This is a genomic window from Aeromonas caviae (assembly GCF_000819785.1).
Lineage (GTDB): Bacteria > Pseudomonadota > Gammaproteobacteria > Enterobacterales > Aeromonadaceae > Aeromonas > Aeromonas caviae.
The window spans coordinates 139,168-150,861 of record NZ_CDBK01000044.1 but is presented as its reverse complement, the minus strand read 5'-3'; the positions used below and the strand labels follow the sequence as shown (position 1 = coordinate 150,861).

The 11,694-nt window shown below is 64.5% G+C and carries 13 protein-coding genes; 5 read left to right on the top strand and 8 right to left on the bottom strand.

Going from position 1 to position 11,694, the window contains the following annotated elements:
• The first annotated feature begins 165 nt into the window (after positions 1 to 165).
• The gene (locus tag BN1120_RS07415; protein ID WP_041212267.1) at positions 166 to 750 is read left to right on the top strand and encodes a hypothetical protein; all 585 of its coding nucleotides are present in this window, start codon (positions 166 to 168) and stop codon (positions 748 to 750) included.
• 81 nt (positions 751 to 831) lie between these two features.
• Here BN1120_RS07415 and BN1120_RS07410 read toward each other — a convergent pair whose 3' ends face one another.
• From BN1120_RS07410 to BN1120_RS07395, 4 genes are all read right to left on the bottom strand, one after another.
• On the bottom strand, positions 832 to 1,257 hold the full coding sequence (locus BN1120_RS07410) for a hypothetical protein (RefSeq protein WP_029313593.1): 426 nt from the start codon (positions 1,255 to 1,257) through the stop codon (positions 832 to 834).
• Between the two features lie 225 nt (positions 1,258 to 1,482).
• Positions 1,483 to 2,229: an SDR family oxidoreductase gene (locus tag BN1120_RS07405; protein WP_042015394.1), complete on the bottom strand. Its 747-nt coding sequence runs from the start codon at positions 2,227 to 2,229 to the stop codon at positions 1,483 to 1,485.
• 42 nt (positions 2,230 to 2,271) lie between these two features.
• Positions 2,272 to 2,508, bottom strand: coding sequence for a DUF3624 domain-containing protein (locus BN1120_RS07400; protein WP_041212265.1), 237 nt, complete (start codon positions 2,506 to 2,508; stop codon positions 2,272 to 2,274).
• On the bottom strand, positions 2,505 to 2,978 hold the full coding sequence (locus BN1120_RS07395; RefSeq protein ID WP_042015393.1) for a GNAT family N-acetyltransferase: 474 nt from the start codon (positions 2,976 to 2,978) through the stop codon (positions 2,505 to 2,507). Before BN1120_RS07395 ends, BN1120_RS07400 begins: the two co-directional genes overlap by 4 nt.
• A gap of 187 nt (positions 2,979 to 3,165) precedes the next feature.
• Here BN1120_RS07395 and BN1120_RS07390 point away from each other — a divergent pair, with 187 nt between their 5' ends.
• Together BN1120_RS07390 and BN1120_RS07385 are read left to right on the top strand one after the other, a co-directional pair.
• The gene (locus tag BN1120_RS07390) at positions 3,166 to 4,608 is read left to right on the top strand and encodes a RimK family protein (protein WP_042015392.1); all 1,443 of its coding nucleotides are present in this window, start codon (positions 3,166 to 3,168) and stop codon (positions 4,606 to 4,608) included.
• Between the two features lie 24 nt (positions 4,609 to 4,632).
• Positions 4,633 to 5,163, top strand: coding sequence for an MgtC/SapB family protein (locus tag BN1120_RS07385; protein ID WP_039039793.1), 531 nt, complete (start codon positions 4,633 to 4,635; stop codon positions 5,161 to 5,163).
• Positions 5,164 to 5,218: 55 nt separating this feature from the next.
• Here the strand turns inward: BN1120_RS07385 and BN1120_RS07380 are convergent, their stop codons facing one another.
• Positions 5,219 to 6,835 (bottom strand): alpha-amylase family protein, encoded by a 1,617-nt coding sequence (locus tag BN1120_RS07380; protein ID WP_042015389.1) that lies wholly within the window; start codon positions 6,833 to 6,835, stop codon positions 5,219 to 5,221.
• Positions 6,836 to 6,952: 117 nt separating this feature from the next.
• Positions 6,953 to 7,231, bottom strand: a complete 279-nt coding sequence (locus BN1120_RS07375; RefSeq protein WP_041214353.1) for a DUF2442 domain-containing protein — start codon at positions 7,229 to 7,231, stop codon at positions 6,953 to 6,955.
• A gap of 258 nt (positions 7,232 to 7,489) precedes the next feature.
• Between BN1120_RS07375 and BN1120_RS07370 the strand changes: the two genes are divergently transcribed.
• Positions 7,490 to 9,454: an LTA synthase family protein gene (locus tag BN1120_RS07370; protein WP_042015387.1), complete on the top strand. Its 1,965-nt coding sequence runs from the start codon at positions 7,490 to 7,492 to the stop codon at positions 9,452 to 9,454.
• A 55-nt stretch (positions 9,455 to 9,509) separates the two neighbouring features.
• Here BN1120_RS07370 and BN1120_RS07365 read toward each other — a convergent pair whose 3' ends face one another.
• Positions 9,510 to 9,980: an Lrp/AsnC family transcriptional regulator gene (locus tag BN1120_RS07365; protein ID WP_010672715.1), complete on the bottom strand. Its 471-nt coding sequence runs from the start codon at positions 9,978 to 9,980 to the stop codon at positions 9,510 to 9,512.
• Between the two features lie 149 nt (positions 9,981 to 10,129).
• On the opposite strand from BN1120_RS07365, the gene BN1120_RS07360 reads away from it, so the two are divergent.
• The gene (locus BN1120_RS07360; protein ID WP_042015384.1) at positions 10,130 to 10,648 is read left to right on the top strand and encodes a phosphatase domain-containing protein; all 519 of its coding nucleotides are present in this window, start codon (positions 10,130 to 10,132) and stop codon (positions 10,646 to 10,648) included.
• A 6-nt stretch (positions 10,649 to 10,654) separates the two neighbouring features.
• Here BN1120_RS07360 and metA read toward each other — a convergent pair whose 3' ends face one another.
• Positions 10,655 to 11,602, bottom strand: a complete 948-nt coding sequence (gene metA, locus BN1120_RS07355; RefSeq protein WP_010672713.1) for a homoserine O-acetyltransferase MetA — start codon at positions 11,600 to 11,602, stop codon at positions 10,655 to 10,657.
• Between the last annotated feature and the right edge of the window lie 92 nt (positions 11,603 to 11,694).

Here is an 11,694-nt window from a genome sequence, read left to right as displayed (position 1 = left end):
CCGTGCCATCAGGTCAAAAACGGGAGCCTGTCGTCAAAAATACGATGCCAGCCTGCCGATGCCGGGCGCTCCTGCCCGGCTTTGCTATGGTGATAGCGGGAAGACGAGTTCGTCGCCCCCTCAAGCCCCTCCCGGGGTCCCTTTCCCACTCACAGGGTCTCTATCATGAAACTGAAGCACGCCTGGATTGCGGGTGCCCTCACCCTCTGTGCCCCTCCCCTGCTCTATGCCGCCGAGGTCACCACCCATGTGGCCGTGGCCCCCGGACAAGCCAGCCTGGCCGAAGAACTGACGGCCAGGGCAACCGTCACCGCCATCGACCTGGCCACCCGCAAGGTCAGCCTGAAAAATGCCGAAGGGCAGACCCTGGATCTGATCGCCGGGGAGGAGGTGACCAACCTTCCCCAGCTCAAGGTGGGAGATGTCGTGGCCTTGAGATATCTGCAACTGCTGGACCTGACCCTGCTCAAGGGCACCGCCGGGGTGAGAAAACGGGTGGTGGAAGTGGAAGGGGGCAAGGCAGCCGCCGGGGAGAAACCCGCAGCCGGCGCCGGCATGCAGGTAACCATCTATGCCGACGTCATCGACGTGGACAAGGCGCACCAGACCATCCGGGTCAAGGGGGTCGACCACACCCTGACCCTCAAGGTGCAGGATCCGGCCCAGTTCGCCCTCATCGCCAAGGGGGACCAGATCAAGGCCGTGCAGACCACCGCCATCGCCATCGGCATCGCCCCCCAGAGTCCCTGAACCCTGACCACGGCCTGCCAGCCCCGTGGCAAGGGGGCAACCCCTTGCCTTTAACGCCCAAAGATTGCCGTTTGAATCACATCATGCCTGGGAGGCGGATTTGCCGGTGAGGCGATCCATGGCCTCCTTGAGCATGGCATCGCGCTGCGCGGCCAGGTCCTTGCTCTGCGTTTCGCGCTCCTCGGCAGAGAGCGTCTTGTCATCCGCTATCCCCTTGAGCTGACGCTCGAGATCGTCAAATTTTTTGCGATCAAAGCCCAGGGCCTTGTCCACCATCTGCTGCACCCGCGCATCCTTGACACCACCGGTCAGGACTGTGTTCTTGCCGTTCCTGGCCAGATGCTCGTAGGTCAGCGCCTGCTGCGCCTTGCCGGTCAGCACCTGACTGGAGAGGCTGACCTGCTGAGACCAGCCGCTCTGCTTGTCGTCGCTGTCGCTGAGGGTCGCCAGGGCACGGTTCTGGGACGCGCTCTGGGCGAGTTGATGACCATAGGGTTTGATATCCATGAAGGCTCCACGCTCACTGCCGGCCTCGCCGGCTCCGGGGATGGTTTCCCCGCCATGAGCCGGAGACAGCAAAATGCAGGCCAACTTGAGTACCCCCCCTCTTTCGACGGTTCAGCACGGGGTCGCAGCACGCCTCCTTCTGCACTCCATGACGAGTGCGACCAGATCCATTAAAAAAGGCGCCCGAAGGCGCCTCTTGTGGACAGGAGTCGGCTCGTCATGACATCAGCGACGGCTGATGTGGAGCGGACCGAAGGTCTGGGCCACCGGCATGATCTCGATGCTGTTGATGTTGACGTGGGCGGGCTGCTCGCTGATCCAGAGTACGGTATTGGCGATGTCTTCCGGCAGGATGGCCTGCACCCCCTGATAGACGGTGGCCGCCTTGGCGTCGTCACCGTGGAAGCGCACGTTGGAGAACTCGGTGCCGCCACACAGGCCGGGCTCCACGTTGGTGACACGCACCGCCGTGCCCGCCAGATCGGCACGCAGGTTGAGGCTGAACTGCTTCACGAACGCCTTGGTCGCGCCGTAGACGTTGCCGCCCGGATAGGGATAGGTCCCTGCGATGGAGCCGATATTGATGACGTGGCCGCAGTTGCGCGCAACCATGCCCGGCAGCAGCAACCGGGTGATCAGGGTCAGGCCGCTGATGTTGGTGGCGATCATCTGCTCCCAGTCTTCCAGATCCGCCTTGTGGGCAGGCTCCAGCCCCAGTGCCAGGCCAGCGTTGTTGACCAACAGGTCCACCTGTTGCCATTCGGTCGGCAGCCCCTCGATGGCGGCGCGGGTGGCAGCCTTGTCCTGGACGTCGAACACCAGAGGCAGGAACTGCTCGCCCAGCACCTCGGACAGGGCGGCCAGCCGTTCGGCGCGGCGCCCGGTGCCGATCACCCGGTGGCCAGCGCTCACCAGCAGGCGGCTGATGGCCTCACCAAAGCCGGACGAGGCGCCCGTTACCATTGCAATCATGTGAACCTCCATTGTTATTTGTCTTCTTGAAAAATCAGCACGTTATATGTCGCGCTTGCCCAGCTTTCGCCATGCGAACACCGCCAGATGCAGCAGGAAGAGACCCGAGCCCCCCAGCGCAAACAGCAGGCCGGTCAGGGCGTTGACCGAGGTATCGGCGCCGCACCACCACCAGACCAGCCAGCCGACGACCCCGATGAGAAAGGTCTGGGCGGCGCAGACCGGGCAGCGCCCGAGCTTGGCCCTGATGGCCGTGGCCAGGCAATCCTCGCAACTCATGATGGCTCCTGCCGCTCATCCCCCAGCGCCAGCACCAGGCGGTGGGCATGCTGGCCGGGCCCGTAATAATCGGGCAGCCGTACCCTGGGGCGAAACCCCAGCCCCTGATAGAGGGTCCTGGCTTCTGGGTTGGCGTCGGCGACCTCGAGGCGAATCGCCCCCCAGCCGGCCTCGCGCCCTTCCCGGATCACCTGCTCCAGCAGGCGGCGTGCCCACCCCTGACGGCGGACGGTCCAGCGGATGGCGAGGGTCTGGATGATGAGACGATCCCAGCCTTTGTGCTCCAGCACGCTCAAATAGCCCATCACCTGCGCCTTCTCGTCTTGCAGCAGCAGGGTGTGCCCCTTGGCCTGATTGAGCAGATAGTGCCAGCGGCTGCGGCCGAAGGCGACCTCGGGGGGAAAACAGTAGCGTTCCAGCTTCACGATGGCGCCCAAATCATCGGCTCGGGCGGCGCGCACGGTCAACACGGGGAGTCCTTGTTCGGTTATTTATCCTCAGCACCAGAAATGCGACTTGTATCACAAGTTACCAAGGCAGAATATTAGGCACTGTAACCTCTTGTTTCCCCTCGCGCCATTGTCGTGCTTGTCGGTGCATCGAAGCCCACTGGGGATCCTGCCGTTTCTGGCAGTCCTTTCTGTGGAGCCTGAAAATATGAGTACCTATGTCATCGTCGAGGAGCTGGGCGACTGGCCCTGCCATGCCGACTATCTGCTGACCGCCCGCACCTACCTGCAACACGGTCTGCCTACCACAGGGGGGCGTCCGCGCATCATCAACCTCTGCCGCAGCCTGGAACACCTGGGGGCCGGTTATTACTGCTCCCTGCTGGCCCAGGCCCGCGGCCACCACTGCCTGCCGGGATTGCAGGCCATCAGCCGGCTGCAACCCCAGCAGCCTCCCGCCAAGCTGTGGCGCAAATTGCAGGGCTGGCTGGCCCAGCAAAGCGAAGACAGGATCCGGGTGCGCGCCATCTTCGGCCAGTGCGAACAGAGCGAGCTGGCGGGGCTCGCCCGCTATTACTACGGCCTGAGCCAGTTGCCGCTGCAGGAGCTGACCCTCAAGCGCGGCCGCCACGGCTGGTCGGTGCGCCAGCAGGAGAGCCTGTCACCGCTGGCGCTGAGCCCGAGCGAGAAGGCGCTGATGGTGCAGCACGCCCAGGCGCTGGTGGGCACGGGGGACGAGGAGCAGACGGCACCACGCTACCAGCTCGCCATCCTGGTCGACCCCAACGACGGCCGCGCCAGCAGCGATGCCCTGGCGCTGGAGCGTTTCATCAAGGCGGCCGCTGCCCAGGGGATCCAGGCCGAGATCCTGCCTCCCTCGGCCATCGAACGGTTGCCGGAGTTCGACACCCTCTGGCTGCGCGCCGAGACCGCGGTCGGCCACTACACCTTCGAATTTGCCCGCCGTGCCGAGCAGCTCAAGATGCCGGTCATCGACAGCTCCCGTGCCATCCTCGCCTGCAGCAACAAGCTCTATCTCTACGAGCTGATGGTGCGCAGCGGCGTGCCCATGCCCCCCACCACCGTCGTGACCCGCCGCGGCCGCCAGCATGTGGACGAACTGGTGCAGCGCCTCGGTCTGCCACTGATGGTGAAGATCCCCGACGGCGCCCAGGGGCGCGACCTCGCCATGGCCAGCGATGACATCCAGCTCGCCCGCCTGCTGGACGAGGGGCTGGCCCGCTCCGCCCTGCTGCTGGTCCAGAGCCGGATCCCTGCCGAGTTCGACTGGCGCATCGGCTTTCTCGACGGCTCGCCGCTGTTCGCCTGCCGCCGCTACCGACCCGAACCCGGCAACCGCATCCGTCGCCGCAAACACCCCCTCGACATGAGCCGCATCGAGGCGCTGCCCCTCAGCGACGTGCCGGAGCGGGTGCTGCAAACCGCCCGCCGCGCCGTGCACCAGCTCGGCAACGGCCTGTTCGGGGTGGATCTGCGCCAGCAGGGTCAGGGCTGCGTGTTGCTGGAAATCATCGACAACCCCTGGATACGTGGCGATATTGAAGACAGGGAGGCAAAGGACCTCTACGAGCGCCTCGCCCGGGCCTTCCGCCAGCGGCTGGAGAACCGGGGGCAGAGCGCGACAGGATAACAAGCATCGCGAGCAGAGGTGGATATGATGACAATGCAGTGGTGGGACATCGCGCCCCTTGGCTGGGAGAACATCCTGGTCTGTCTGGTGTGTGGCACCCTGGTGGGGCTGGAGCGGCAGCTTCGCGGCAAGCCGGTGGGGATCCGCACCTCTTCCCTCATCGTGCTCGGCACCTACTGTTTTCTCGCCATCGGCGCCGCCGTCAGCCCTCAGGGCGCCGATCAGGCGCGGGTGCTGGGTCAGCTCATCACCGGGGTCGGCTTTCTCGGGGCCGGGGTGATGATGACCCGGGATGGTCAGGTGCTGGGGGTGACCTCCGCCGCCGCCATCTGGATGCTGGCCGCCCTCGGCGCCCTCATCGGCATGGACATGCTGCATCAGGCGCTGCTGCTCACCGTCGTCACCCTCTCCATCCTGGTGGGGGTGGACTATCTGGAAGCCAGCTTCAAGAGCCTGCGCCGCGGGGTGCACAACAGGCTGGAACACTGGCGCCACGGGGCCGAGCCCTCGGTCTCTTCCCGCCGGGACGATCTGGGCAGCGGCATCGAGAAGTAAGCCGCCACCATGAAAAAGGGCTCCATCATGGAGCCCTTTCTGTTGTCTGCCTCCCTCAGCGCACCAGCAGGAAGCGGCCAGTGAGGGGTGGCAAGTCCACCGTCACGCTGCTGCCACCGATGGCCAGGCTCTCGCCGCTCTGCAGATCCACCAGGGCGCTGCCGCTGCGCAGCTTGCCGACCGGCACAGCGTAGCTCTGGGGCGTAGTGGAGACGTTGAGCAGGTAGACTACTTGCTCGCCCGCCGTCTGCTTGATGTCGCCATAGACGCTCCCCTCGGCCACCAGCTTGACCCGCTCCCCCTGATAGAGGGCGGGGTGGGCGGCGCGCAAGGCCAGCAGGTCGCTCAGCCACTGCTTGAGCTCGGCCTGCTCGCTGCTCGGCACGAAGCCGGTGACACCGGGGACCTTGCCATCGCTGCGGGCCACGTGATCATCGCAGAGCCCCTGGGCCGCACAGTCGCCCCCCACCTGGCTGGCAAAGCCAGGCACCTCGTCGCCAAACTCCTCACCATAGTAGAAGGTAATGGGACCTGAGCGGGCGGCCATGAAGCTGAAGGCCGCCTTGTGGCGTTGCCAGTAGTCCGCCCCATTGAAGTTGCCCCGCTCCAGCAGATCGCCGAAGCGCACCAGATCGTGGTTGCCCAGCATCAGGTTGGGCATGGCGTGGTCCGGGTAGTTCTCCACCTTGTTCCAGCTGGCGTCGAGCACGCTGGCCCCCTGCCCGCCTTTGCCGGACTCTTCCACCGCCAGCGCCTGTACCAGGCCGTAGCGCAGGGGGAAGTCGAACGCCGAAGAGAGCGCCGGGTTGTCGCTCGGGCCATAGGCCTGGGCGCGGATCTCGTCGGCGCCCTTCCACACTTCCCCCACCATGTAGCCGAGGGTGCCCCACTGCTGGCCGGCGGCCTTGCGCGCCGCGCTGGCCCGCGCCACCTCGCTGCGAATGGCGCGCCAGTCATCCAGCCCCAACTGATAAGCCTGATCGAGGCGCCAGCCGTCGATGCCGTACTGCTCGACCCAGTAACGGGCCACCTCCTTGAAGTAGGCCAGACTCTCGGGCTGGCCGTAATCCACCAGCTGACCCGGGTAGCCTGCGCCGCCGCTCTTGAGGGCAGGCAGCCGCCCCTCTGGTGAAGGCTTGCTCACCCCCACCTTGTTGACGTGGCCGAACACCCCGTCCAGGAAGACATAGAGCCCGCGCTGGTGCGCCCCGTCCACCAGTTGCTTGAGCTGGGCGTTGCTGCCGAAGTTGGAATCCACGTTGAAGAAGTCGCAGGCGAAGTAGCCGGTGGCATCCAGCCGGTCGTCCCCGGCCTGGCCGGCGCAGGAGTCAAACACCGGCGTGAGCCAGATGGCGTTGACGTTGAGGCTCTTGATGTGGTCGAGGCTGTCGATGATCCCCTGCAGATCGCCGTTGTGCCGGGAGGGGCCGTAACCAACGCCGTAGTTGGCGCTGCCGTCGCCGTCGACGAAGGACTCCACCATCACCTGGTAGGTGCGCAGGTTGCAGGCTGGCTGATCATTGCCGTAGCAGGCGCGGCTGGCCGACGCGGGGGGCGGATTGACCACCGGGGGCTGGGGGTCACTGCTGCCACCGCCTCCCCCGCTGCCGCAAGCCGTCAGTAACAGGGCGGCCCCGATGAGGCCGCCACGACGCAACGTTCCTTGTTTCATTGTTATGTTCCCGCTGTGGTGGATGGGCGCCCAAAGCGCCGCACTGGGGTCATGATATCGACCTGACCGACGCGGGTCTGTGACTGAAAACGTTACCTGACTCAACGAGTTAGCATGTCAGAATCGATGCATGTTGCGATCGGGGAAGGCGGCGCGCTCGTCGATGGGCAGGATCAGGTGGTAGACCTCGTGGGCCGCCAGGGTGAAGCCCGTGGGCCACGCCAGTTGATGGCGATCATCGATGAAGACACGGGCGAAGCGACGCTCGGTCTCCATGGCCGCAAACAGCGGCTGGCCGCGCCAGGGGGTGAGATCCAGCACGCCTGTGGTGCCGTCGGAGAGCACCACGAACAAAGACCAGCCCTGCATATATTCCACATCGATGAAGACCGGCATCCCTTCAGCTCCGATTGAGAAACCCGGCGCCATTATAGGCACGACCCTTGTCTCGATGTGCCAGCAGGATCACAGTTTTCCCAGCGTTTTATGCTCTCTTCGAACCCTGCATCCCGTCACAAAAAAATCATAAAACGTGCCAACTTTTCCATGTATACCCCATGCCCATGCAACCTTTGCCAGGCGCCACTGTCATACTCCTGCACCATAACAACAATGCGTCCGGGGACTGGGCGCAAACAGGTTTGCAGGAACAATATGACCACCATCAGACAATGGCTGGGACCGGTTTGGCCCATCGCCGTATTTTCATTGATCGCGCTCATCTCCCTGACCGTCAGCCGCCTTGGCCTGGGGCTCTGGCAACTGGAACGGGTGGATGCTGTCTCTGGCTGGCAGGAGATGCTGCTGCAAGGCATTCGCGTCGACGTCGCCACCCTCTGCTGGGTCTGGGGCGTACCCGCCGTCTTGACCCAGTTGCTGGCCGGGCCCCACGCGCCGGGGCGGCTCTGGATGCAGCTTATCCGGATCTGGCTCACCCTGGGGCTCTGGCTGATGCTCTTTCTCGAGATCTCCACTCCCGCCTTCGTCACCGAATACGGGGTGCGCCCCAACCGCCTCTATGTGGAGTACCTCATCTATCCGAAGGAGGTGCTCTCCATGCTGTGGGCTGGCCGCAAGGGCGAGCTGCTGCTGGCCGTGATCTTCAGCGGCGCCGTACTCGGCGGTGGCTGGTGGCTGAGCGGCCGCCTGGTGCGTGACCTAAGCTTCCCCCGCTGGTACTGGCGCCCCGCCTTCGCCCTGCTGATCCTCGCCGTCGGCTTCCTCGGCGCCCGCTCCAGTCTCGGCCATCGCGCCCTGAACCCGGCCATGGTGGCCTTTGCCGACGATCCCCTGGTCAACGCCCTCACCGTCAACTCCGCCTACTCCCTCTTCTTTGCCATCAAGCAGATGGGGGCCGAGGAGGACGCCAGCCAGTTTTACGGCAAGATGGCTGACCATCAGGTACTCGACATAGTCCGCGAGGAGAGCGGCCGCCCTCTCGGCGATTTCACCTCTGCCGATCTGCCGAGCCAGACTTTCAACACGGCCAGCTACCAGGGCAAGCCCAAAAACCTGGTGATCCTGCTGCAAGAGAGCCTGGGGGCCCAGTTCGTCGGCTCCCTCGGCGGCCTGCCGCTCACCCCGAACATCGATGCCTTGTCGAAAGAGGGTTGGGCGTTCGAGCAGCTCTACGCCACCGGTACCCGTTCGGTACGCGGCATCGAGGCGGTGCTCACCGGCTTCACGCCGACCCCGGCCCAGGCCGTGGTCAAGCTCGGCAAGAGCCAGACCAACTTCTTCACCATCGCCGACCTGCTCAAACAGCGAGGCTATGACACCAGCTTCATCTATGGTGGCGAGAGCCACTTCGACAACATGCGCAGCTTCTTCCTCGGCAACGGCTTCACCACCATCGTCGAGCAGAAGGACTTCAAGAACCCGGTGTTCGAGGGATCCTGGGGCGCCTCGGATGAAGATCTGATGGCCAAGGCCAACGAGACCTTCGCGGCGCTGCACAAGGAGGGCAAACCCTTCTTCAGCCTGGTGTTCAGCTCCAGCAACCACGATCCCTTCGAATTCCCCGACAACCGCATCGCCCTGTACGAGCAGCCCAAGCAGACCCGCAACAACGCCGCCAAGTACGCGGACTACGCCGTCGGCGAGTTCTTCAAGAAGGCCAGGGCATCGGACTACTGGCAGGACACCCTGTTCCTGGTCATCGCCGATCACGACAGCCGGGTCGGGGGAGCCAGCCTGGTGCCCATCCCCCGCTTCCACATCCCGGGGGTCATCCTGGGGGACGGCATTGCACCGAGAAAGGACCCCCGCATCGTCAGCCAGATCGACATGGCCCCGACCCTGCTCTCCCTCATGGGCATCAGTGCCGACTACCCCATGCTGGGCAAGGATCTCACCCGCATGCCCGCCGACTGGCCGGGGCGCGCCATCATGCAATACGACAAGAACTTCGCCCTGATGCGCGGCAAGGATGTGGTGATCCTGCAGCCCGAGCGGGCGCCGGAAGGCTTCATCTACGAGGATGCGACCGAGACGCTCACCCCGGCGCCGCAGCCGGGCGCCATGAAGGATGCCACCCTGGGGCTGGTCCTGTGGGGCAGCCTGGCCTATCAGCAGGGGCTCTACCGGACGGCGCAGGACAGCCGGCTGGCTCTCAACTGAGGAACCGCCCACAAAAAAACCGCCCTCGGGCGGTTTTTTCTTGCGGCTAGCCCCGTCAGGGGTGGGGGAAGCAGGGGAGCGAGCGGCTGAACCTGTGCTCGAACACCAGGGAGGTCTCGAGGTGCACCACCTCTTCCCGGGAGGTGAAGTGATCGAAGACGAAATTGCGCAGGTGTTCGGTATCGGAGACGCACAGGTGCACCAGGAAATCATCCTTGCCGCCCATGTGGAACAGGCTGATCACCTCGGGCAGGGCCAGGATGGCGTCGCGAAACGCATCGATGATCTGGCGGCTGTGACGGGCCAGTTGCAGGGAGACCATGGCCTGGATGTGACCGCCCAGGGCCTGGTAATCCACCTCGCAGTGCGCCCCCTTGAGCACGCCATCCTGCTGCAGCTTGCGCACCCGCTCCAGACAGGTGGACGGCGCCACCCCGACCAGGGCTGCCAAATCCTTGTTGGTCATGCCCGCATCGCGAAACAGATGGGCCAGGATGTCCAAGTCCAGTTGATCCAGGTTTCTCATCTTTACTCCTTGCATCGCTCGATTTTTTTAGACTCTGCCCGTAAACCGGGCCGAACACAACGCAGATTGACATCGCCTCCGGCCCCTCTATGCTGTGCCGCACCCGCGGGATGCCGATCCCGTTGATCCCGACCACCACGAGGAACCCCATGCTCAGTGCCCATCCCTTCTGGAGCCTGGACGTTCCACGGCTCGACGGCCAGCTCCTGCTCACCCCCTGCCCCGGCAGCCAGCAAGTCCCCATGGCCCACGCCCTTGCCCAGTTGCAGCTGGCCGGTGCCGGCGGGGTGCTGACCCTGATGACGGAGGAGGAGCTGGCCCTGTGCGGGTCCCTCTCTCTCGGGCAGCTGGTGCAGGCCAGAGGCATGAGCTGGTTCCATCTGCCCATTGCGGATGACGAGGCACCGGATGCAACCTTCGAACAGGCCTGGCCCGGGGTGCAACCCCGACTGCTCGCCCTGCTGCGCGAGGGACGGCACCTTGCCATTCACTGTCACGGCGGAAGCGGGCGTACCGGGCTGGCGGCCGCCCTGCTGCTGATGACCCAGGGGCTGCCCCAGCAGGAGGCCATGACCCTCATCCGGGCCAGACGGCCACGGGCCTTCACCCTGGCCTGCCACCGTCACTGGCTCGATACCCGTGGGCGGCGGCTGGCCGGGGCGGACTGATGGGCTCTATCCCTTGGGCTGCTGGTAGGTAAACACCTTGCCGATGTCTTCCACCTTGTAGCTGGTCAACTGGTAGACGTAATAGTTGAGCCAGTTGGAAAACAGCAGGTGACCGTGGCTACGCCAGGTGGCGCGCGGGGTCTGGCTTGGGTCGTTGTTCGGGTAATAGTTGACCGGAATGACGGGGGTGAGCCCGGCCGCCAGATCCCGCCGGTATTCCCCATCCAGGGTCAGGGCGTCATATTCCGGATGGCCGGTGACGAACACCTGGCGACAATCCTTGGTGGCGGCCAGATAGACGCCCGCCTCTTCCGACTCGGCGAAGATCTGCAGATCGGTGTGGGCGCGGATGAGATCCCCGTCGAAGGCCGCATAGCGGGAGTGGGGCGCCACGAATTCGTCATCGAAGCCGCGCAGCAGCGCCTCGTGCTCGTCGAGGCGGTGGTGGCGATAGACCCCGGAGAGCTTCTCGCCGTGGGTCTGCTTCTCCATGCCGTACAAGGCTTTCAGCGCCGCCTGCACCGCCCAGCAGAGGAAGAGGGTGGAGGTGACATGCTGATGGGACCACTCGATGATCTCGACGATGCGGGGCCAATAGACCACCTCCTCGAACTCCACCAGCCCGAGCGGCGCCCCCGTGATGATCATACCGTCGTAGTTGTTGCCTCTCACCTGCTCGAAGTCGTGATAGAAGTTCTCCAGGTGCGCCTGGGGCGTGTTTTTCGACTCCCGATCGTCGATGCGCAACAGATCCACGTCCACCTGCAAGGGCGAGTTGGAGAGCATCCGCATCAGCTGGATCTCGGTTTCTATCTTCTTGGGCATCAGATTGAGGATGAGCACCCGCAGCGGGCGGATGTTCTGGGTGACGGCCCGGGATTCCGTCATCACGAAGATGTTCTCCTGCCCCAGCACTTCGGCGGCGGGCAACTGGTCCGGGATCTTGATCGGCATGCTGACTCCCTGTACTGCATCGGTAAATATGTCTGGACATCTAGAAGCCTATAATAAAGCGCTCCCGCTGTCATCAGATACCTTTTGTATTC